The 22,011-nt window shown below is 56.8% G+C and carries 15 protein-coding genes, 1 tRNA gene and 1 pseudogene; 5 read left to right on the top strand and 12 right to left on the bottom strand.

Features of this window, described 5'->3' with window-relative positions; genetic code table 11:
• Window positions 1-176: 176 nt before the first annotated feature.
• The 5 genes from Q0O07_RS05655 to Q0O07_RS05635 form a co-directional block, all read right to left on the bottom strand.
• Entirely contained in the window at window positions 177-848 is a 672-nt protein-coding gene (locus tag Q0O07_RS05655) for a glutathione S-transferase family protein (RefSeq protein WP_295491623.1), read from the bottom strand.
• A gap of 62 nt (window positions 849-910) precedes the next feature.
• Window positions 911-1,096 carry a hypothetical protein gene (locus Q0O07_RS05650; protein ID WP_295491402.1) on the bottom strand — a complete coding sequence of 62 codons (186 nt, stop codon included), beginning with the start codon at window positions 1,094-1,096 and terminating at the stop codon, window positions 911-913.
• Entirely contained in the window at window positions 1,096-5,256 is a 4,161-nt protein-coding gene (locus tag Q0O07_RS05645) for a translocation/assembly module TamB domain-containing protein (protein ID WP_295491400.1), read from the bottom strand. Before Q0O07_RS05645 ends, Q0O07_RS05650 begins: the two co-directional genes overlap by 1 nt.
• Complete coding sequence (locus Q0O07_RS05640; RefSeq protein ID WP_295491397.1) at window positions 5,256-7,403, bottom strand: autotransporter assembly complex family protein; 2,148 nt, start codon at window positions 7,401-7,403, stop codon at window positions 5,256-5,258. Before Q0O07_RS05640 ends, Q0O07_RS05645 begins: the two co-directional genes overlap by 1 nt.
• A 158-nt stretch (window positions 7,404-7,561) precedes the next feature.
• Window positions 7,562-7,648, bottom strand: a tRNA-Leu gene (locus Q0O07_RS05635).
• A 197-nt stretch (window positions 7,649-7,845) separates the two neighbouring features.
• On the opposite strand from Q0O07_RS05635, the gene Q0O07_RS05630 reads away from it, so the two are divergent.
• The 5 genes from Q0O07_RS05630 to Q0O07_RS05610 all read left to right on the top strand — a co-directional run bounded on the left by Q0O07_RS05630 (window position 7,846) and on the right by Q0O07_RS05610 (window position 17,585).
• Window positions 7,846-8,769, top strand: coding sequence for a complex I NDUFA9 subunit family protein (locus tag Q0O07_RS05630; protein WP_295491394.1), 924 nt, complete (start codon window positions 7,846-7,848; stop codon window positions 8,767-8,769).
• Entirely contained in the window at window positions 8,766-9,566 is an 801-nt protein-coding gene (locus tag Q0O07_RS05625; protein ID WP_295491389.1) for an undecaprenyl-diphosphate phosphatase, read from the top strand. Before Q0O07_RS05630 ends, Q0O07_RS05625 begins: the two co-directional genes overlap by 4 nt.
• A gap of 159 nt (window positions 9,567-9,725) precedes the next feature.
• Complete coding sequence (locus tag Q0O07_RS05620; RefSeq protein WP_295491387.1) at window positions 9,726-11,168, top strand: NAD(P)-dependent oxidoreductase; 1,443 nt, start codon at window positions 9,726-9,728, stop codon at window positions 11,166-11,168.
• Window positions 11,165-15,691, top strand: coding sequence for a glutamate synthase large subunit (gene gltB, locus Q0O07_RS05615; RefSeq protein ID WP_295491385.1), 4,527 nt, complete (start codon window positions 11,165-11,167; stop codon window positions 15,689-15,691). The genes Q0O07_RS05620 and gltB overlap by 4 nt, the downstream gene beginning before the upstream one ends.
• Window positions 15,692-15,833: 142 nt before the next feature.
• Window positions 15,834-17,585 carry a DUF885 family protein gene (locus Q0O07_RS05610; protein WP_295491383.1) on the top strand — a complete coding sequence of 584 codons (1,752 nt, stop codon included), beginning with the start codon at window positions 15,834-15,836 and terminating at the stop codon, window positions 17,583-17,585.
• A 1-nt stretch (window position 17,586) separates the two neighbouring features.
• Here the strand turns inward: Q0O07_RS05610 and Q0O07_RS05605 are convergent, their stop codons facing one another.
• From Q0O07_RS05605 to Q0O07_RS05575, 7 genes and pseudogenes are all read right to left on the bottom strand, one after another.
• Complete coding sequence (locus Q0O07_RS05605) at window positions 17,587-18,165, bottom strand: hypothetical protein (protein ID WP_295491381.1); 579 nt, start codon at window positions 18,163-18,165, stop codon at window positions 17,587-17,589.
• Between the two features lie 73 nt (window positions 18,166-18,238).
• A complete protein-coding gene (locus Q0O07_RS05600; RefSeq protein ID WP_295491379.1) occupies window positions 18,239-18,787 on the bottom strand; it encodes a demethoxyubiquinone hydroxylase family protein in 549 nt (182 codons plus the stop codon).
• Window positions 18,766-19,245 (bottom strand): disulfide bond formation protein B, encoded by a 480-nt coding sequence (locus tag Q0O07_RS05595; protein ID WP_295491376.1) that lies wholly within the window; start codon window positions 19,243-19,245, stop codon window positions 18,766-18,768. Before Q0O07_RS05595 ends, Q0O07_RS05600 begins: the two co-directional genes overlap by 22 nt.
• A 229-nt stretch (window positions 19,246-19,474) precedes the next feature.
• Complete coding sequence (locus tag Q0O07_RS05590) at window positions 19,475-20,842, bottom strand: S41 family peptidase (protein WP_295491374.1); 1,368 nt, start codon at window positions 20,840-20,842, stop codon at window positions 19,475-19,477.
• Window positions 20,843-20,925: 83 nt separating this feature from the next.
• Window positions 20,926-21,363 (bottom strand): 23S rRNA (pseudouridine(1915)-N(3))-methyltransferase RlmH, encoded by a 438-nt coding sequence (locus Q0O07_RS05585; RefSeq protein ID WP_295491620.1) that lies wholly within the window; start codon window positions 21,361-21,363, stop codon window positions 20,926-20,928.
• 24 nt (window positions 21,364-21,387) lie between these two features.
• Window positions 21,388-21,732 carry a ribosome silencing factor gene (rsfS, locus tag Q0O07_RS05580; protein WP_295491618.1) on the bottom strand — a complete coding sequence of 115 codons (345 nt, stop codon included), beginning with the start codon at window positions 21,730-21,732 and terminating at the stop codon, window positions 21,388-21,390.
• A 63-nt stretch (window positions 21,733-21,795) separates the two neighbouring features.
• A pseudogene (locus Q0O07_RS05575) lies at window positions 21,796-22,011 on the bottom strand (nicotinic acid mononucleotide adenylyltransferase); the annotation flags it as partial.

Genomic DNA, 22,011 nt, shown 5'->3' with positions numbered 1-22,011 from the left:
ACGTAGCAACGGAGGTCCGGACGACCGGTCCAGTGGTCGTCATGGCCGACTGCGCCGCGAACGACCCCGATGGCAAGCTTTGCCGATTAGTATACCAACCGTTGGTATATCCAATTTGACGTTGTCAATAACCAAAGCGGGTGAGGAAAAGGTTGGAAATCAGCCGTGTTCGGGGCTTAGAAATCGACCTGCTCATAATGCTTGGGTGGCACGATGACTTCCATCCGTTCGGACAGTAAGGGCCGAAAACTGGGCCGCGATTTAAACATGGCGTACCAAGCCTTGGTCTGTTCATGCCCATTCCAATCGATGCCGCCAAGATAGTCAGCTACCGAAATCTGGGCCGCCGCCGCCAGATCGGCCATCGTCATTGTTGAACCCGCCAGCCACGCGCGGTGGTCGATGAGATAGTCGATATAATCGAGATGGCCGTTCGCCAACTTCATCGCTTCACGTAGTACTTTGGCTTCGGGCGGTTGACGGTCAATCAGTCGCTTCTTCATGCGCTCATGCAAAAGCGGCTGCGTCACGTCGCCATAAAATTGTTCGTCGAACCAAGACACGAGGCGACGAATCTCGGCGCGATATTGCGCGGTGCCGCTGATCATCGGGTTCGTAGGGACGGTTTCGTCAATATATTCCGAAATCGCGACCGAATCGGACAAAGTAATATTACGTTCGGAATCGCGCATCACTGGCGTTCGTCCCGCCGGGTTCATTTGCACAAATTCGTCGCGCTGCTCCCACGGATTCTCACGCACCAAGCTGTATGGAACGCCTTTTTCGCCAAGCAGCAAACGTACTTTGCGCGAAAAGGGACAGAGCGGATATTGATGGAGTTGCCACATTTGCATCTGTTAGGACCGGTTACACAGAAAGTGAAGGGGGCGTCGTCCCAAAAGCATGGGCATTAATCCGAATGGCCATTTTCAATAGGTTCACGCTGGGCTTCCTTTAACATTTCAGCATCGATTTTTGCGTCAGCCGCTTTCACCTTGCGCTCCGTCTCCGCATATTGCGTGTCAAAGTCCTGCTGACACCCCGCCGCCAGCAACGATGATACGGTCAGACTGAGCAGACATAGGAAGCGGCGCATCAATAATCCTTTTTGTACCGAACATTGATATTCGATGTTCCGCTGGTGCCAATCTGGCTAAGCACGGACAGCGCGCGGTTCAGACTGATTTCCAATTGCGTTGCGGTATAGCCCCGGGCGTCCGTTACAATTTCGACATAGACGTCATTGGTAACATATTGGCCAAAGGCAACCGCCATGTCGCGCCCACTATTCGCATCCGCATTCAACAGACGCAAACGGTCAAGACCCGTCGCCGATTGCAGCACACCCAGCGGATTTAGCCCGCCGGACCCGCCGCGCAAGCTGTTGAGTGACCCCGCAAGCTGGACCGCCTGAATGGCTGACAATTCGGCGATGGAGTTTCCGAACAAAATCCGCGCCATGATTTCATCCTGCGGCATGGCGGGGGTTGAACTAAAACTAATGGCAGGATTTTGTCCGGTGCCGGCAATATTAACGCGCACCGTTGTCCCATCAACCTCGCTTGCGGCCGTTACGCGGATCGATGGATTGCTTGCAGGCCCGCCGTTGAAGGAAATGCGTCCGCTTTCCAATGCAAAGGATCTGCCTGCAAAACCCAAAGTCCCGCGCACCAGTTGCATGTCGCCCGAAATCAACGGTGCGGCGCTGGTCCCTGTGATCGACAAATTAGCGCCCCATTCGGATTCAAGTCCCATGCCGCTCACATATAATTTGTCCGGGGCCTCTAGCCGGATGTCGAGTTTCCAATTGCTGGGAAGACTTCTGATCGCATCGGCATCGCCGGACACACGGGCTCGGCCAGTTGGCGCTTTGCGGCGAACGCCGGTTAAGGTTGCCACCTTGGCCGCGCCTTGCCGGATAATCTTGAACCGCGTTTCAGGAAGACGCAATGTGCCGCTGACCAACGCTTCACCGTCTGGCGTGTTCGTAACGCTGACTCGGCCAGTCGCGGTTGTCGAAATCAATTCGCTGCGGGCAACGCGGGCGCGGTCGAGGTCAAGGTTAAGCTGCACAGGAAAGCCCTTGGCCGCACTTAAGTTGACAATGCCTTTGCCTGTCACTGTGCCGTCGCCCGCTTTTGCACTTAGCTCCGTGACTTCCAACTGGTCATTTGTGAATAGGCCCCGCACACGTAGATCGGTCAATCGCGTGCCATAGCTATCATTTTCATACACTAGATCATTGGCGCGGACGACGCCAGTCAATATCGGGTTCTGCACCCTGCCCGAAAAATCGGCGGCAACGCCAATGTTGCCAGTCAGGCTTTGGTCCGCAAGCCCAGCCAAGGAAAACAGAGTATCGGCAGGTCCATTATAGCGAATACCGCCCGATAGGGGCGCAGCGAGCAACCGTTCGGTCCAGCTTGCCTCTCCAGGCGGCAATGGCGTCAAGTCAATCTGAAGTCGGCCCACCGCGGCGCCCCGCCGCCGGATGATAAGGCGTGCATTCCCTCCTGAGGGTAACAGTCGTCCGACCATGCTGATGTCCACTGGCTGTGATCGCGACCCCAAATTTGCCCGGACAAAGCGGTTTATCTCCAGCCGAACATCAGCATTCGGGAACGCAGACACGGACGTCTGAGACCAATCTAGACTGCCGCTTGCACGCCCGCCAAGTCCAAGTCCCGGCAGGAAGGGGTCGAGCACTGCGATATCGACCTTGTCTATCCGCGACTGAAGGACAAGGGCGTCGCCATAGCTGCCCGCAATGCGCAAGGTGCCATCCGCGACATTGATATTGCTCGGCAAAATGTCATAGCTGTTCCGGCGCGGGACAATGCGGATTGGGCCGTCGGTGGCAAAATTGACACTATTGGCGCGGCCCTTGGCGGCAATCCGCCACAATTGCGGCGTGAAGCCGGCATTGGCAGCAAAGCGAAAAGGAACCTCGCTCCTGCCTTCCGCCAATATTTGTGCCGTGCCGACGCCTGCGCGATAATCCATTTTGACCCGTGCTGCGGCGATCGCAATGCCGTTCACAAAAGCGTTTTCAACTTGCCCATCGGCAATGACCTGCGGGCTATCAAATAAGATGATGTCGGCGCTCATAATTCCCCGCCCGACCGAGAATTTTTGCGCGCCGGAAAGCGCAGTATTTAACGCGGTGGCATCTATGACGGCGCGCTGATACGCGCCCTGTGCCGACAAAGCGATCGTTCCGTCAAAGCCCGAACCAGAGCCCGTTAGCGTGCCTATAAATGGGCCAGACGCGGCCTGCCTTATGCGTCCTGTGACCCCGATGCCTGCAAAATTCCCGCGCAATATGTCTATCGTCAGCGGGCCATTACCTGCGAGTACATCAACATCGCCGCTCATGGGACCATAATCGGTTAATCCCGTAATCGCGATTGCATAGCCGCGCGGGCTTAATGTCACCACGCCAGCAACATTGGACATGCCAACCCCAAAGCCGGGATTGGTTGCGGTGATCCGGTATGTTGGACGGTCGAATGTACCAGTCATCCCGACGCGCACAGGACCATATTGGTTAGAATAGCCTTGACCGTCGAACACGACCCGGCCCCCTTGGGTCATATAAGTGCCGCTACCGCTGTTGATCCGGAACAAGGGCGAGACCAAACTGGTGCGGGTGATCTGTAATATGCCATTGCTGCCATAACGAATGCCAGCGTTGACGAACATTTGGCCGCCAAGGAAATTCTGGAAACCTCGGCTGAATAGCCGCGTTGAACGCGCCTTTACGGTGCCGACCAAAGCATAGCCACGGCCACGCGTTGTTTCGACATCGACATCGGCAACAACATTGAACAGGCCGACCGAGTTGACCTGAAATCCATCCAGCTTTCCGTTTAACGCCGTGGTGTAAACGCCTTTGTTCATGTCACCGACCAGCAACGCCTTTGCGCTGATCCGGTCGGAACGGATTTTCAAATTGTCGGAGAGCACACGGCCGTCAGCGATAGCAATATCGCCATTGACGCGCACGTTGGTCAGCAAGCCGCCCGCGATTTGGTTGATGCCCGTTACCCGGCGCGCCGTGGCGTTGACAGGGATGAGGAAGCGATCCGCCTTGCCTTGCATTTCGCCAGTGACGGTCACATCCTCAAATGCTGTGGCATCAAATGCCAACCGACCTGCGCTAGCGGAATAGGTGACCGTGGGGCCAGCAAAAGCGCCATTGAGTAAGGCCTTGCCGCGAATGTTTGCACCACTGACATTCGACCCGATGATGCCTGGACGGAGTATACGGAAATCCAGCGCCAGATCATCAAAGCTGCCTTCGCCCAAATCGGCCACCCCATTGGCATCAACCGTTACCGAAGCCGAACGGATGCTGCCGCGAATCTTCGCAACGCGATTGTCAAAACTTGTCGCCATGTCAAACATGGCCACTGGCGATAACGCCCGCACCAGCAAGCTGTCGGCCAAGACTTTGGCCAAAGCTGCGGTGCCTTTCATGGTAAACGTCCCCTCCCGCGCGGTAAGCCTAAGGTCCGCAATATCTTCAGACGCCAATTGCGCAGTCAACGCACCGTCCCATTTGCGCCAGCTACCGCGACCGCTCAGATTCGCCTGCATCGGGACCGCACGACCGGCCAGCCCAGCGAACAGGCCCTTGGCAGGTGCATCCAATTTCACATCGACATCAAAGCGATTATCTTCGGGTACGGCATCGAGTTTCAAAACGATGCGGTCACCGCGCAGACTGCCTGCGGTCGCGTCGATGATCGCGCGCCTATCGGCAATCTGTAGCTTGCCGGATAAGGACGCCACTTGCGCCGCACCCGTAATGGCCTTGGCAAAGACGATACGGTCCACCTGCAGCCGTGTGATGTGCATATCGAGATCAGGAAGCAGCGGGTCGCCACGGTCGGGGACCACTCGAAACGCGGGCAAGCGCGATATGTTCAGTTCTTTTGCCGTCAGCGCATGGATGGCGACTCCTTGGCTAAAATAGGACAAAGGATCCCAGTCCAGCCGGATTTCGGGCGCGCGCGCAAATTCGCCCTTGGGATCACGAAAGCGGACATCGGACAGTATCGCGTCGCCATAAATCGACCCGTCAATTTTCCCGATCCGGATGTTTAGACCGTTTTCTAGTTCAAAAGCAGCAATCTGCCGTGCAACAAAGTTCCGTCCCGATGGGCTATCGAGCCAAATAATGCTGCCCGCCAATATAATCAGCAAAATCGCTACAACAGCAGCACCTGCAATTGTAAGCCGCCGCCACAGCATTAAAACGCCTGCCCAATCGACACGTAAACGCTGAAGCGGGAATCACCTGGTCGGCGGTTCAACGGCGTTGCAAGATCAAGCCGGACGGGACCGAAATTGGTGTAGAAACGGCCACCAATGCCGACGCCCACGCGCCAGTCGTCAAATTTGGGGATGTTCGATTCATAAGCTTGCCCCGCATCGACAAAGCCAACAACGCCTAAATTGCCAAAGCGATAGCGTCCCTCCAGCGCAAATTCGTTCAGGCTTCTGCCGCCAATGGGATCATTGCTAGGATCTAAAGGACCGAGCCGTTGATACCCAAAGCCGCGGACAGAGCCGCCACCGCCGCCGTAGAATCGGCGCGATGGCGCGAGATTATCCCGCATTATGCCGGATATGGTTCCAATGCGCGCGCGGGCCGCCAATACTATATTGTCCTGCACCGGATAATAAAAAGACCCATCCAATATGGCGCGCGCATAAATTTGCGTGCCTGTGCCTAAAGATGCCTCAGGCGATATGCGTAAATTCAAGCGATAACCCCGAACAGGATCCAGTAAGTCGTTTGATCGGTCAAAACCGACCTGAAGCGGCAAGGCGGCAAGATAATATAACTGCCGGTCGCGGGCACCGCGTGCCAATTCAAAGGCATCTTCGGACGTGCCCAAGATTTCCGCACCCATCGACCATGTGAATTTCTTTTGCCAAATTGGGGTTGAAACCAGCGCCATCGTAACGGCCAGCCGCCCCGTATATGCCTCAAACGCATCATAATTGCTGTGGAGTGCCGAGAAAGAGATTTCGATATTGCGGTCACGCCGTCCGGCATTATTGCGGTCAAAGACGATGCTAGTTGCCTGCTCCTGCGTGCCAAGCAATGCTGCCACGCGCAATGCGCCTTCTGGGGGAAACAAGTTCCGGTGCGCCCAACTGCCTTCCGCGCGGAAGCCCTGCCCAGTCCCATAGCCCGCACTTGCCGCCAAACTGCGCGGCGGCGCGGCCTCTTGGCGGACGCGCAAATCGGCATAAGGCGTTCCATCGGGTGCCACGCCTTCGCCCGGAACAGCTTCGACAGAAACAGTAGACAGCAATCCTGTTGCGATCAACGCGGCGCGCAGGTCATCCACTTTGCGGCTGTCGTAGAGATCGCCGGTCTTAAAACGTCGCAATATTGCGATATGTTGCGCACCGAATGCTGCGGTCCCTTCCGTGCGCAATTGTCCGAAATAGCTGCGTGCGCCAGGGTCCACGGGCAAGGTATAGTCGCCAATGCCATTTGCTTCATCCAACAATATGTCGCGCTGGCCAACATTGGCGAAAGGATAGCCATTTTGCGGCAATGCGACAGAAAGCTGTGCTTCAGCAGCCAATATGACATCGGCAACGATCGCGTCACCCGTTTTTGGTCCGAAGTTAACGCTGATAAGGTCCGCCGGCTGCAATGTTGGGGCTGCAAAAGCAATCTGCCCAAGAATATAACGGCGGCCCGGCAGAACCGTCAGGATGACATTGATTGGCCCGCCTTGCGTTGCCGATGTTTCGGTCTTCACCTGAACATCGGCATCAAAAAAGCCCTGCCCGTTTAGAATGTCCAGCAACAATTGCCGATCCGCACGCGCACGTTGGCCGATCTCCGCGCGGCTGTCTGCGCGACCGCCTTTATCCTTCAGTGACGAAAGGTCATGAAAGCGCGACCGGACATCATTCCAAGCCGCCGCCTCCACCGCAATGCCGTCGGGGTCTTTGGCCAGTTCTGCCGTTGCCGCCGCATCCAAGCCGTCCATGCGTAGGATGTAGCGCACGGTGCCTGCCTCGCGTTCCGCAGCCTGCGTGGGTTCAGGCGGGGGGTCTGCATCAAAATTTTCGATGGGCGGCAAAGGATCGTCCAACAGCGGGTCGGTCACTGGCGGATCGGGCAGTAATTCCACCACATCATTATCTTGCACGGCCAATATCGCCGGGTCGGCAGCGGTCTGCGCCGCTTGCTGCGCCGCAGAGCCGTCTGCTGCACGATTGTCCTGATCGGCCTGCCAAGCTTCGATGCTTTCCAACGGAGCATCGTCCAGCGATGGAATGGCGGCGTTAAACTCCGTGTCCGTTATGACAGGCGCACGCGGACCCGTTGAAGGTATCGCAGCCGCCAGATTTTGGGCAAGCACCGGCATGGCTGCGCTGCTCAAACATAAAATGGCAATTGTTCGGATCAAACAGACGTCCCCCGGCCCCAACACCCCCTTATGCAAAAAGGTTCCGCTTTGCCTGGGAACATTCGATAGTGCGAAAGGCAAATGTTGCAAACAAGAACGCAACGTCGGTTCGTAAATGGTGCCCGGAAGAGGACTCGAACCTCCACGCCGTTGCCAGCGCCAGCACCTGAAGCTGGTGCGTCTACCAATTCCGCCATCCGGGCACGAGACATGCAGGCTTTTTTTGCATGTCGGGTAGGCGCGCTCCTTTAAGCGATTAGGTGATATTGTCAACGTCTGTGCCGCACGCGCGGTGGATTAAATCCACGCGCCGCGCACGCCAAGCGCAGGTCGGCCTTGAAAGCTGCTTAGCGGTGGTGCAAAGCGCGCGCAGGACTTCACGCGGGCTGACGGAGCATATATGCAAGGCAAGTTGATAACGGTTTTTGGTGGCGGCGGGTTTTTGGGCCGCTACGTCGCGCAGACGCTGCTTGGTCAAGGCGCCCGGCTGCGTATTGTGGGCCGTAACGCCAATAGCGCCAATCATATCAAGCCGCTGGGCAATTTGGGCCAAGTGCAATTGATGGAAGCCGACATCCGGAAACCCGCCAGCGTTGCCCGTGCGTTGATCGATTCCGATGCTGTGGTCAATCTCGTCGGTAGCTTTGCCGATATGGATGCCGTTCAGAATATGGGCGCGGGCATTGTGGCGCAGGCCTCCGCGCACGCCGGTGTTGGCGCTTTGGTCCATATCTCCGCAATTGGTGCGGACGCACATAGCGACGCCGAATATGGCCAAAGCAAAGCAGGCGGCGAAGCGGCTGTGCATGCGGCATTTCCCGCCGCCGTCATCTTGCGGCCATCCATTGTTTTTGGCCGCGAAGACCAGTTTATCAACCGCTTTGCGGGGCTGATCCGCATGTTGCCGATTGTTCCCGTCATCGGCGCGGCGACAAAGTTCCAGCCTGTCTTTGCTGGCGATGTTGCCAAGGCTGTGGCCGCTGCATTGGTGCATCAGGATGGCCGCGTGCTGGAGCTTGGCGGACCGGAGATATTCTCCATGATGGAACTGAACCGTTGGATCGCCAAAGCGATTGGCCGCGACCCCCTGTTTGTTGAAGTGCCCGATATCGCTGCAAAGATGCTCGCCAAGGGCACGGGCTGGATGCCCGGCGCGCCTATTACCGATGATCAGCTTAAAATGTTGGGCTGCGATAATGTCGTAACGGGCACCGACGGGCTGGCCGCTTATGGCATCGTGCCGACGCCGTTGGATGTCATTGCCGCCGATTGGTTGCACATTTACCGCAAGCATGGCCGCTTTGGCAGCAGCCCAAAAGGATGAGCGATACGATGATCGCTTTGTTCCTCGGCTTTATCGAGGGGCTGACGGAATTTTTGCCGGTATCATCGACTGGACATCTTATCTTGGCGGGCGAGCTGGTGGGTTTTACCGACAATAGCTCAGTCGCCTTTAAAATCGCGATCCAGCTCGGCGCGATATTGGCGGTGCTTTTGGTATATTGGCGGCGGTTTTGGGCGGTGGGCACAGGGCTGTTGAAGCAGGAGGCTGGCCCCATCGCGTTCACGCGCAATATCCTATTGGGCTTTGCCCCTGCGTTGGTGATTGGCGTATTGGCCTATGAGGCCATTCGCACCGCGATGCAGACACCGGAGATTGTGGCCATCGCGTTGATCGTTGGCGGCATCATCCTCTTATTGCTGGAGCGCGTGGTGAAGACGGTGCGCTTTAACACAGTTGAGGAAATTCCCTTTGGCACGGCTTTGGCGATTGGCCTTGTCCAGTGTACCGCCATGTTGCCGGGCGTGAGCCGTTCGGGCGCGACGATCATGGGCGGGCTGATGATGGGCGTAGAACGCAAGACGGCGGCGGAATTTTCCTTCTTCCTGGCCGTGCCCACGATGATAGCCGCGACGGCCTATGCTTTGTGGAAAGACCGAGCGCTTTTGAATGCGGACAACATGGGGATGATCGCGATTGGTTTCACCATGGCGTTTCTGGTCGCGGTCGTGGTGGTGAAGGCGTTTGTCGCCATTGTCGGCAAATATGGATTTGCGCCTTTTGCTTATTACCGAATCATCGCGGGAACAGCTGCGTTGATATGGCTCTATCTACGATAGGTTCCGGCGCGGACCTTTTAATGTGAAATATTATTGCGCGCGCGTAAATTATCGTCTCAAAATCGGTTAACTTAGTCAATAAAGCTGCCCTATTATTGGATTTCTGCGTGACAACAGATGTTTGCCGCGTTACGCGCAGCGCTTCTCAAGGAGCGTGCTGTGGCAAAAGATCCAATGCTGAAATTCATTTCGAAGCCGCAGGCTTATCCGCATAAGCGGGAAGCCGAATTGCGTGCCGAAGATTTTGCCGAAATCGCGGATCGTTATGCGCCCGCCGCAGCAGCGGATCAGGCGTCACGCTGCTCGCAATGCGGTGTGCCTTATTGTTCGGTCCATTGCCCATTGCACAATCATATCCCTGATTGGTTGCGCCTGACCGCCGAAGGGCGTTTGCGTGAGGCCTATGAGATGTCCAGCCTGACCAGCACTATGCCCGAAATCTGCGGCCGCATTTGCCCGCAGGATCGCTTGTGCGAGGGCAATTGCGTCATTGAGTTTTCGGGCCATGACGCCGTCACTATTGGCTCGGTTGAAAAGTATATCACCGATACCGCGTGGGAGCAGGGCTGGGTTGAGCCCGTCGAAGTTGGCCCATCACGCGGGCAGTCAGTGGGCATCATCGGCGGTGGACCGGGCGGATTGACCACGGCGGAATATCTGCGCGTCGCGGGTTATGACGTCCATGTTTACGACCGTTATGACCGTATGGGCGGGTTGATGACCTATGGCATCCCCGGTTTTAAGCTGGAGAAAGACATTGTCATGCGCCGTGTCAAACGGTTGGAGGATGCGGGCATTCATTTCCATGCCAATTTCGAAGTTGGTCGTGATGCGTCGCTTGACGATTTGCGGGCGAAGCATGACGCGGTGTTGATTGCGACGGGCGTGTATAAAGCGCGCGCGATTGCAACGCCGGGTATCGGGCTAGAGGGCATTGTCCCGGCGCTGGATTTCCTCACCACCTCCAACCGCAAGGGCTTTGGCGATGCGGTGCCTGCGTTTGAAAGCGGCGCGATGAATGCGCAGGGCAAAGACGTCGTCGTCATTGGTGGCGGCGATACCGCGATGGATTGTGTGCGCACCGCGATTCGCCAAGGCGCAAAATCAGTGAAGTGCCTTTACCGCCGCGACCGTGAGAACATGCCGGGGTCACAGCGCGAAGTTACCAATGCCGAAGAAGAAGGCGTCGAATTTGTCTGGCTATCGGGTCCCAAGGGCTTTGATGGCAATGATAAAGTCGAGCGCGTGCATGTGGCCAAGATGCGACTTGCCGCGCCTGATGCGTCGGGCCGCCGCACACCGGAGAATGACCCCGAAGGTGACTTCACATTGAACGCCGATATGGTGATTACGGCATTGGGTTTTGAAGCCGAAGACTTGCCGCTATTGTTCAACGCGCCGGACCTCAACGTCACCCGCTGGGGCACTGTGCGTGTCGATCATACGACGCAGATGACGAACCTTGACGGTGTCTTCGCTATTGGCGACATCGTACGCGGGGCAAGCCTTGTTGTCTGGGCAATCCGCGATGGCCGCGATGTCACGCAACATATGCACACATATCTGAAAACAAAAGCAAGCCGCGAAAAGGTTGCAGCATGACCATATTCTACCCCACAACCGAACATGAACGCCTTGCCCGTGAAGGCATGTATCATCCTGAGTCCGAGGGCGATGCCTGTGGTGTTGGCCTCATCGCGGCGACGGATGGCAAACCATCGCGCCGCGTTGTGGCGGCGGGGATTGAGGCGTTGAAGGCCGTGTGGCATCGCGGCGCAGTCGATGCAGATGGCAAGACCGGCGATGGCGCAGGCTTGCATATCGACTTGCCCGTCCGTTTCTTTGACGATGCGATTGCGGATAGCGGCCACCGGCCAATGCCCAACCGGTTGGCGGTTGGCATGGTGTTCCTGCCGCGCACTGACCTCAGCGCGCAAGAGAATTGCCGCACGATCGTTGAAGCGGAGATTATCGACGCTGGCTACACCATTTATGGCTGGCGTCAGGTGCCCGTGGATGTGTCCGTCATTGGCGACAAGGCGCAAGCGACGCGGCCCGAGATCGAGCAGATCATGATTGCTGGCCCAATGCCAGATGCGGTTGATGCGACCGAGTTTGAGAAAAACCTTTACCTCGTCCGCCGCCGGATCGAAAAGAAGATTATCGCCGCACAAATCCGCGATTTTTATATCTGTTCGCTGTCCTGCCGGTCGATTGTCTATAAGGGCCTGTTCCTCGCAGAGTCGCTGTCGGTATTTTACCCCGACCTTCAAGACAACCGCTTTGAAAGCCGCGTAGCAATTTTCCATCAGCGTTATTCGACCAACACTTTCCCGCAATGGTGGTTGGCGCAGCCGTTCCGTGGCCTTGCGCATAATGGTGAGATTAACACCATTCGCGGCAACCAGAATTGGATGAAAAGCCACGAAATCAAAATGGCCAGCATCGCCTTTGGCGCGCATTCGGATGATATCAAGCCCGTCATTCCCGCCGGATCATCGGACACTGCCGCATTGGACGCGGTGTTCGAAACCTTGGTCCGTTCGGGCAAGGAAGCGCCAACGGCCAAGCTGATGCTGATTCCTGAAGCATGGCAGTCAAACCCCAATTTGCCCGCCAACCACCGCGCCATGTATGAATATATGTCCAGCGTCATGGAGCCATGGGACGGCCCTGCCGCCTTGGCAATGACCGATGGCCAATGGGCCGTTGCAGGCGTAGACCGCAACGCACTGCGCCCGTTGCGCTACAGCCGCACATCGGACAATTTGCTAGTGATCGGTTCCGAAACCGGAATGGTCGTCTTGCCCGAAACGACGATATTGGAAAAAGGCCGCCTTGGCCCAGGTCAGATGATCGCCGTCAATCTGGACGAAGGCAGATTATACCGCGACGGCGAGTTAAAAGACCGCATTTCTGCCGAGCAGGATTATGGCGCATTGGTGGGCGGCTTCCGCCGCATCGCCGACTTGCCCGAGGCTGGCGACGACAGCGCGCCCGCTTGGTCGCGCGCGGAATTGACGAAGCGTCAGATCGCCGCTGGCATGACATTGGAAGATGTCGAAATGATCCTCGCGCCGATGATCGAAGATGGCAAGGAAGCCATTGGGTCGATGGGCGACGACACGCCATTGGCCGTGATCAGCGATAAGCCGCGCCTGATCAGCCAATTCTTCCGCCAGAATTTCAGCCAAGTCACCAACCCGCCCATCGACAGCTTGCGCGAACGGCATGTGATGAGCCTGAAAACGCGCTTTTCCAACCTTGCCAATATCCTGGAGGAAAAGAGCCAGAATGCGGATGTCTTGGTGCTGGACAGCCCAGTCCTAACGGCGCGCGATTGGCGCCGGCTGAAGGCCGCGTTCGGGCCATTGGGTGCCGACATTGATTGCACTTATGATATCTCGACCGGGCAAGAGGGCCTGCGGGCCGCGATAACGCGTATTCGCGAAGAAGCGGTAGCCGCAGTACGCATGGGCAAATCCGAACTGTTCCTGACCGATGAAAATATCAGCGCGGATCGCGTCGGTATCGCGATGATCCTCGCCGCCGCCGCTGTGCACACGCATTTGGTGCGCAATGGCCTGCGCAGTTATTCGTCGATCAATGTCCGTTCCGCCGAATGCTTGGACACGCATTATTTTGCCGTGCTCATCGGCGTCGGCGCGACCACAGTTAACGCCTATCTTGCCGAAGCGGTGATTGCCGACCGGCATGGACGCGGCTTACTTGATGGCTATAGCTTGACGCAAGCGGTCGAAAATTACCGCACCGCGATTAACGAAGGTCTGCTGAAGATCATGTCCAAAATGGGCATTGCCGTTATCTCCAGCTACCGTGGCGGTTATAATTTTGAGGCGGTTGGCCTGTCACGCGCATTGGTCAACGACTTCTTCCCCGGCATGCCGAACAAAATTTCGGGCGAAGGATATCACTCATTATATGTCAACGCCCGCGACCGTCATGATGACGCGTTCGATGCTGCCGTGGCCCGCCTGCCCGTCGGCGGATTTTACAAGCAACGCGACGGCGGCGAAGAACATGCGTATTCCGCTGGCCTGATGCATTTGCTGCAAAGCTCAGTCGCGAATGATAGCTATTCAACCTACACCCAATTTGCGCAAGGCGTGAAGGAATTGCCGCCCATTTACTTGCGCGATTTGCTCGAATTCAATTTCGCCAAAGAGCCGGTCGCGATTGACGAGGTTGAGGCCATCACCGAAATCCGAAAGCGTTTTGTCACGCCCGGAATGTCGCTTGGCGCGCTGTCGCCAGAGGCACATGAAACATTGGCGATTGCCATGAACCGCATCGGCGCAAAGGCCGTGTCGGGGGAAGGCGGCGAGGACAGCAAGCGTTTCAAGCCCTATGAAAATGGCGACAATGCCAATAGCGTCATCAAGCAGGTCGCCAGTGGCCGCTTTGGCGTGACCGCCGAATATCTGGGCGCATGCGAGGAAATTGAAATCAAGGTCGCACAGGGCGCAAAGCCCGGCGAAGGTGGGCAATTGCCCGGTTTCAAGGTGACTGAAATGATCGCGCGTCTGCGGCATTCGACGCCAGGCGTGACGTTGATTTCACCGCCGCCGCATCACGACATTTACTCAATCGAAGATCTGGCGCAGTTGATTTACGACCTCAAGCAAATCAACCCGCGCGCGCGGGTCTGTGTGAAGCTTGTCAGTGCGGCGGGCATCGGCACCATTGCAGCAGGCGTGGCCAAGGCGCATGCCGATGTCATCCTGATCTCCGGCAATGTCGGCGGCACGGGCGCAAGTCCGCAAACCAGCATCAAATATGCCGGCACGCCATGGGAAATGGGCCTGTCAGAGGCGAACCAAGTGCTCACGCTCAACGGCCTTCGTCATCGTGTAAAACTGCGTACCGATGGCGGTCTGAAAACCGGACGCGACATTGTGATCGCTGCTATATTGGGCGCCGAAGAATTTGGCATTGGCACGCTCAGCCTTGTCGCCATGGGCTGTATCATGGTGCGGCAATGCCATTCGAACACCTGCCCCGTGGGCGTGTGCGTTCAGGACGAAGCCTTGCGCAAGAAATTTACCGGCACACCGGAAAAGGTCATTAACCTGATGACCTTCATTGCCGAAGAAGTGCGCGAGATATTGGCGAAGCTTGGCTATCGCAGCCTTAATGATGTCATTGGCCGCACAGAGCTACTTCGGCAGGTCAGCCGCGGGGCCGAGCATCTTGATGATCTCGACCTCAACCCGATTTTGGCCAAGGTCGATGCGCCTGACAGCGCGCGTCGTTTCAGCATCCCGACCTTCCGCAATGAAGTGCCCGATAGCCTTGATGCGCAAATGATCCATGACGCGCGGCCCGTGTTTGAACGGCGTGAGAAGATGCAGCTCACCTACAATGTCCGCAACACGCACCGTGCGGTGGGCACAAGGCTGAGCTCTGAAATCACGCGGCTATATGGCATGAAGGGCCTAGCCGAAGGGCATGTCCATGTCCGTTTGCGGGGCTCCGCTGGACAGTCACTTGGCGCATTTTTGTGCCAAGGCATCACCTTGGAAGTCTTTGGCGATGCCAATGACTATGTCGGCAAGGGACTGTCGGGCGGGACGATCATCGTACGTCCAACAGTCAGCAGCCCGTTGACTAGCCAGCAAAATAGCATCATCGGCAACACCGTGCTTTATGGCGCAACATCCGGCCATTTGTTCGCGGCAGGACAAGCTGGGGAACGTTTTGCGGTCCGTAATTCCGGCGCACATGTCGTGGTTGAAGGCTGCGGGTCCAATGGCCTTGAATATATGACCGGCGGCATGGCGGTTATCTTAGGCAAGGTCGGTAGCAATTTTGGTGCGGGCATGACGGGCGGCATGGCGTTCGTGCTCGATACCGAACGCGACTTCACCCAAATGGCAAATCCAGACAGCATCATATGGCAGCGCCTTGACAGTGGCTATTGGGAAGATGCGCTGAAGGCCCTGATCACCGAACATGCGCGGACAACTGACAGCGCTTGGTCGAAATCAATCATTGAAGATTGGGACCGCAGGCGCGGCGAGTTTTGGCAGATTTGTCCAAAGGAAATGCTCACGCGGCTGAGCCAGCCACTGTCCGACCATGAGGCGTTGGAAGCCGCCGAGTAAAAAGAACTGCGGCAGGCTGGGCATCGTTGTTCAGCCTGCACACAGGCCACCAAGCCGCATATATATTGGGAATCGCCGCTAGCCAATGGCCGCTTTCCCTGCTTTATTCGTCACTTCAAGTTGTGATGGAGAAGCTTTATTTATGCGTAGCCTGTTAATCGCCGGATCCTTATTTGCGCTTTCGGCGCCAGCTTTTGCCGATGCTAATGATGATCTCACCATTTTGGTGGAGGACGTCTGGGCGACGACATTGAAAGAGGCGCCTGTCTACGCCAGCGCGCTGGGCGTGAATGCTTATGCCCAAGAGCTGGGCGAGTATACGCTGGCGGCGCAGGACCGCAGAGCCGCCGATGCCGCACAGTTCCTCGCCCGTTTGGATGCCATTCCCGCAAATGCATTGCGTGCAGCATCAAAGGTGGAGGCGGGCATATTAAGGCGGTCATTAATGTCCACCATCGAAGGCAATCAGTTCGGTCAGCGCGCTATCAACTTCACCACTTATTCAAGCTGGCACCAACAACTCGCCAGAATGTCGCGCAACTTGCCGTTCAAGACCAAGACGGATTTTGAAAGCTATAATGCGCGTCTCGCGCAATATAGCCGCGTCAATGACGAGAATATCGCGGTCGCCAATGTCGCCATTAAGGGCAAATTTACGCAGCCTTGCGAAACACTGACGGGATTTGAAGGGACGGTCAGCGGACTTATCACATCCGACATTCGCCAGTCGCGTTTTTACGGCCCTTATGCGGCAAAGCGTCCCGCCGGCATTTCGGAAAGCGACTTTGCGGCGCTGGCGGCTAATGCCGAGGCAACGATCAGAAACATCATTCATCCGGCGCTGGCCAAGCAGTTGGCATGGTACACCGCAAGCTACAAGCCCGCTTGTGCCAAGGCCCCCGGCGTGTCCGCGCAGCCGAATGGCGCGGCTTATTACGCCTTTCGCATCCGCGAAGAAACCACGACCAACCTGACCGCAGAGCAAATCCACCAGATTGGCCTCAGCGAAGTATCCCGCATTCGCGCCGAAATGGTCGAGGTCGCGCAAAAGGCAGGCTATCCCAGCCGCGAAGCGTTCATTGAACATCTGCGTACCGACCCGCAATATTATGCCAAAACGCCGGAGGAGCTGATGGAGAAGGTCGCGCGGGTGACAAAGATCATCGATGGCAAAATGCCAAGCCTGTTCGGACGTCTGCCCCGCCTGCCATATGGTATAAGAGAAATTCCGGCGGAAACTGCAGAAGGTACGACCACAGCTTATTATAATCCAGGGTCGCCCGAAATTGGGATATCCGGCACCTATTTTGTCAACACCTCGAAACTGAGCCAGCGCCCATTCTGGGAAATTCCGGCGCTGTCGGTGCATGAAGGGGTGCCAGGGCATCATCATCAGATCGCGTTGCAGCAGGAGCTGCCCTTGTCCAATTTCCGCAAATATGGCGCGTCGTTCACCGCTTTTACCGAAGGCTGGGGGCTATATTCCGAACGGCTTGGTATCGAAATGGGGCTATATGACACCCCTGCCAAAGATATGGGGCGGCTGTCCTATGAAATGTGGCGTGCATGCCGCTTGGTGGTCGACACCGGCATTCATGCCAAAGGTTGGAGCAAACAGCAGGCCATCGCCTTCATGACCGACAACAGCGCTTTGTCCGCCGCGAATATCGAGGCGGAGGTGAACCGCTATATCAGTTGGCCGGGTCAAGCGCTCGCTTACAAATTGGGCGAACTGAAAATCCGCGCATTGCGCGATATGGCGACCAAGGAACTCGGGCCGAAATTTGATCTGGCCGCGTTCCATGACGCCGTGCTTGGGCAAGGGTCCGTGCCGCTCGACGTGCTTGAGCAGCAAATCAAGGACTGGGTCGCGGCGGAAAAGGCAAAGAGCTGATTTAGCCTTTTGGTTGAGGCAGCGGCTCGGCATCGACGCTGGCCGCTTCTTTGGCGTCCAGCTCGGCCTGCAACTTGGCTTCCCGTTCGGCGCGGCCTTTTTCAAAGTCCACGACGCGCGCTTCCACTTCGGCGGCTTCGGCATCGATCCCTGCCATACGCTTAGCGCGCTCAGCGGCGATCAAGCGACCAAAAGTGATGCCGGGGTCTTGTGCCTTTTCGGCATAAGCCTTGTTAATCTCCGCCAAGCCGCAGCCAGTAAAACCGCCCGCGCCAGATGGTGAGCAGCTCATCGTCCCGCTTGCCGCGACATATTCGTAAGATTTAATCCGCTCTGACATGGCTTCGTTGCGCCGGTCATTGGGGTCGGCGCGCAAGCTGGTCGGAATGCGATAGCGGTCCGCCTCCCCCATACGGGCGCAGACGACAATTTCATCCCCAACGCTTTCGGGGCATTTGTCGTCGCCATAAATAATAAGCTGATTGATTTTTTCATCACCAGACTTCGCAGCTGGCATATCCTGCGCCGATGCCTGAACCGATAGCATCAAGGCGATGCTCGCGAGCGAAATTCTGGTCATTGCTTTCACGAGATCATCTCCAAATCACTGTTTGCCTGCTTTTGAACATTGCAGGCTGAATGCTGTATGAAGCCTATATATGTTTCGACACAGCAATGGCGGTGCGGCAACTTATGCGGACCAACGCGCTCATCAACGGATAGGCAGGCGCACGTTCCGCGCCTTGCGCCAAGGCCGTGGCCTTATGTTCCAATTCGTCGGCTTGGAAATCCAAAATCATCGCCGATAGTTCGGGGTCACTGTCGCCAATTTCGGCAAGTTGTTCGCCATAATGGCGGTCGATTTCGGTTTCGACGGCAACAGTGCAGGCCATGGCGGCCTCCGGCCCAATTGCCGCAGATACAGCGCCAAGCGCAAAGCCCGCGACATTCCAGATCGGGTGCAACGCCGTGGGGCGGACGCCGCGTTCGGCCATCATTTTGTCAAAGGCGTTGAGGTGGCGCTCTTCTTGTTCGGCCATATGCGCGATGCTGCGCGCCGCAGGCGTGCGATCACCCATCACCGCAAGCTGCCCGGCGTAAATCCGTTTCGCGCCAAACTCGCCCGCTTGGTTCACGCGGATCATGCGTTCCATTGCCCGTGTCCGCTGCGCGGAGGTTTTCAGAGTTTCTTGCGGCGCCATATCATTGCCAAGATGAGCATTGCACCGCCGAACGACAAGAGAAAATTATACCCCGCAAGCGAAATGCCAAATAAGCTCCACGGCGCAACGTCACAACGCACTAAGGGGGCGTTCATAATCGACCGGAGCAAATCCTCCCCGCTGCCCGAAATTGTCGCGGTGCAAGCGGTCAGCCCTTCCCAATAGCCATATTCCACACCCGCATGAAACCCGCCAATCAGGCCGCTGCTGGCAATCGCCAATGCCGCCAAAGCGACCAAGGCGTTGCGATAGCCAGCGTTGCTGACGCCAAAGGCGACCAGCGCAATCGCCACGGCGGCAAAATGCGGATAACGCTGCCACCAACACATTTCGCACGGGAAAAGCCCACCAATATATTGCGACCCATAAGCGCCCCCGAGCAACGCAGCGGGAAGCAAAAATGCCAACCAATGGGCCTTATCGAATTTTGGTGTCATATATGGTTATATCTAGAGAAGTGTCATGTTGAAGCAAGTTGTAAGTGACCCCATGGTGCCACTCTCCCCCAAACCGTCATCCTGCACGATGGATACCCAGAGTTTGCTGCGCGATGGATGCTGAAACAAGTTCAGGATGACGGGGTGTGGGAGGCAAATTCGTCATCCTGAACCAAACTCGTTATCCCCGCGAAGGCGGGATGACCAAAAACCACCTACACCGTCACCCTCAATTCTTAGCTTTGCCCTTCACCGGCTTTGCTGCAAGCTTCATCGTCCGGGGTCCAAGCCGTTGCAGTGTTTCCATGGCGTAATAGAGTTGGAAATCCTCAATCCCCTTTGCCTTCAACTGCTCGGTTGTCATGGCGAAGCGCGGATCGTCGGTGATGTCTTGTTCCAGATCCTTATCATTGTCTTTCAATTCATTGACCAAATGACGGCGCAGGTCAGATTCGCGGATCGACACGCGGCTTTTATAATCAGGGTCCGTCAACTGGGGCACGCGAATATCAGGCTTGATACCGCCTTCCTGCACCGAACGGCCCGATGGCAAATGGTAACGCGCGACGGTTAGGCGCAATCCCGTGTCGCGCGTCAGGGGCAGGACATTCTGCACCGATCCCTTGCCAAAGCTGCGTTCCCCCATGACGAGGGCGCGGTGATGGTCTTGCAAGGCGCCTGCAACAATTTCGGAAGCCGAAGCCGAACCCGCATCGACCAACACAATGATCGGCGCGCCGCCGGTCACGTCACCGGGCACGGCGCGTTCGGCCCACCAGCGGTCCACATTGCGGGGATCACGGCCCCGTTCGGACACAATCTCGCCCTTCGTCAAAAACGCGTCGGATACGACAACCGCCTCATCCAATATGCCGCCCGGGTTGGAGCGTAAGTCAATGATATAACCCAACGGATTGCCGCCCACACTCTTCTTGATACCCGCCACTGCGGCAACAACGTCGGCACCGGTCTTTTCGGAAAAGCCGGTGACGGAGATAATGCCGATGCGGTCTTTCACTTCCCATTGCACGGGTTTCAGGTCGATAATCGCCCGCGTCAACGTCACGTCAAAGGGCCCATCGCGGCCAGGCCGGAAGATGGTGAGCTTAATCATTGTACCCGGAGCGCCGCGCATGGCTTCCACCGCTTCGTCCAAGGTGCCGCCGACAATCAGCTTGCCGTCGAGATGCGTGATAAAGTCGCCAGACTTGATACCTGCTTTGTCGGCGGGCGTGTCCTTCGTCGGCGCGATGACCTTCACCGCTTCATCCTCAAGCGTTACCGAAAGCCCAAGACCGCCATATTCGCCCTCAATTTGCGTCCGCAGTGAATTGAAATCGGAGCGATCCAGAAAACCGCTGTGCGGATCAAGGCTGGACAGCATCCCCTGAATCGCGCCTTCCATCAATTTTTTGTCATCGACCTTGTCAACATAGCTGGATTTGACTTTGCGATAGACAGCGAGGAATTCGTCAAGATCCTCAATCTGCTGCGCGTCATATTGCTGTTGCTGCATATTTTGCGCAACGAGCACCGTGCCGGGCACAGCTATTGCCGCGACAATAGCAAGGGTGGCGGGCAGCAAACGGTTCTTCATAGATAATGTCCATTTCATCATATTGTTGCTGCTATATCTCGCCTTAACCCAGTGTGAAAGCAGCTTTGCAAAGCGCAGGGCCGTCATCCTTCACGATGATAAGGATGGTTGGCGATAATCGATGTCGCGCGGAACAATTGTTCGGCCAGCATCGCGCGGGCCATTAAATGTGGCCAAGTTGCCTTGCCAAAGGCGATCAGCTTGTCGGCGCCTGCGCGCGCCGTATCATCAAAGCCGTCGGCTGCGCCGATGAGAAAGCGCACTTCGCGCACGCCGTCGTCACGCCAGCGTTCCAACAAGCGCGCCAGTTCAACCGAGCTGAGCTGCGCGCCCTTTTCATCCAACATGATGGTTTTATAAGGGCTGTCCGACGCCGGAAGCTCACCGCCGCGCCCCTTATCGGGCGTGTCAGGCAGTTCGCTATGCTTGGTCGGCCAGCTAATCCGTTTCAGATAACGGTCGACCAGTGCCGATTCCGGGGAACGGCCAATCTTGCCGCGTGCGATGATGTGCAGGCGCATCGCCATCGGCGCGGGCAATCGGTCTTATTGCGACGCGACTTCGGGCGCGTCGCCAAAGGCCCACATGCGTTCCAAATTGTAGAAGCTGCGGACTTCGGGGCGGAACAGATGCACAATGACATCTTCGGCATCAATCAACACCCAATCCGCCGACGGCAGACCTTCAATGCGGGCATGACGGCCAGCCTTTTTGATGCGCTCGGCCAATTTCTGCGCCATTGATGCGACTTGGCGCGACGAACGGCCAGATGCGACGACCATATGGTCGGCAATGTTGCTTTTGCCCTCAAGCGGGATGGTAACCACCTCCTGCGCCTGATCATCGTCGAGCGATTGGAGAATCAACGCGTGCAACGCGTCGGGGGTCAATGTGGGTTCCTTGGACTTTGCGGTCGGCGCAGGAACGGATGCAGTGTCGATCAAGATGGCTCCTTAAAGCACAATATTTCGGGTAACGCCGTCACGCGTTCCAAGTTCCTTATATCGGTGAAACCAATATGGGTCAGCGCGCCGAAGAGCGGTGGCCGAACGCGGATCTGGACGAAAGCGCAAAAAGACAAGCGCTGGCGTACTCCATTTCGTCCAGTGATGACGCTGTTCCGGACGCCGGACAAACCGTCTGAACCAGGCCATTGCGGGACCCGCAAC

The sequence above is a fragment of the Sphingorhabdus sp. EL138 genome, assembly GCF_945890115.1.
Taxonomy (GTDB): domain Bacteria; phylum Pseudomonadota; class Alphaproteobacteria; order Sphingomonadales; family Sphingomonadaceae; genus Sphingorhabdus_B.
The sequence above is the reverse complement of the archived record's forward strand: the minus strand, read 5'-3'. Positions and strand labels throughout refer to the sequence as shown.

Excerpts from the sequence above, each read along its gene's own strand:
- Q0O07_RS05655 (WP_295491623.1), bottom strand. The coding sequence starts at position 848 with ATGTGGCAACTCCATCAATATCCGCTCTGTCCCTTTTCGCGCAAAGTA.
- Q0O07_RS05650 (WP_295491402.1), bottom strand. The coding sequence starts at position 1,096 with ATGCGCCGCTTCCTATGTCTGCTCAGTCTGACCGTATCATCGTTGCTG.
- Q0O07_RS05645 (WP_295491400.1), bottom strand. The coding sequence starts at position 5,256 with ATGCTGTGGCGGCGGCTTACAATTGCAGGTGCTGCTGTTGTAGCGATT.
- Q0O07_RS05640 (WP_295491397.1), bottom strand. The coding sequence starts at position 7,403 with ATGCCGGTGCTTGCCCAAAATCTGGCGGCTGCGATACCTTCAACGGGT.
- Q0O07_RS05630 (WP_295491394.1), top strand. The coding sequence starts at position 7,846 with ATGCAAGGCAAGTTGATAACGGTTTTTGGTGGCGGCGGGTTTTTGGGC.
- Q0O07_RS05625 (WP_295491389.1), top strand. The coding sequence starts at position 8,766 with ATGAGCGATACGATGATCGCTTTGTTCCTCGGCTTTATCGAGGGGCTG.
- gltB (WP_295491385.1), top strand. The coding sequence starts at position 11,165 with ATGACCATATTCTACCCCACAACCGAACATGAACGCCTTGCCCGTGAA.
- Q0O07_RS05610 (WP_295491383.1), top strand. The coding sequence starts at position 15,834 with ATGCGTAGCCTGTTAATCGCCGGATCCTTATTTGCGCTTTCGGCGCCA.
- Q0O07_RS05605 (WP_295491381.1), bottom strand. The coding sequence starts at position 18,165 with ATGACCAGAATTTCGCTCGCGAGCATCGCCTTGATGCTATCGGTTCAG.
- Q0O07_RS05600 (WP_295491379.1), bottom strand. The coding sequence starts at position 18,787 with ATGGCGCCGCAAGAAACTCTGAAAACCTCCGCGCAGCGGACACGGGCA.
- Q0O07_RS05595 (WP_295491376.1), bottom strand. The coding sequence starts at position 19,245 with ATGACACCAAAATTCGATAAGGCCCATTGGTTGGCATTTTTGCTTCCC.
- Q0O07_RS05590 (WP_295491374.1), bottom strand. The coding sequence starts at position 20,842 with ATGAAGAACCGTTTGCTGCCCGCCACCCTTGCTATTGTCGCGGCAATA.
- Q0O07_RS05585 (WP_295491620.1), bottom strand. The coding sequence starts at position 21,363 with ATGCGCCTGCACATCATCGCACGCGGCAAGATTGGCCGTTCCCCGGAA.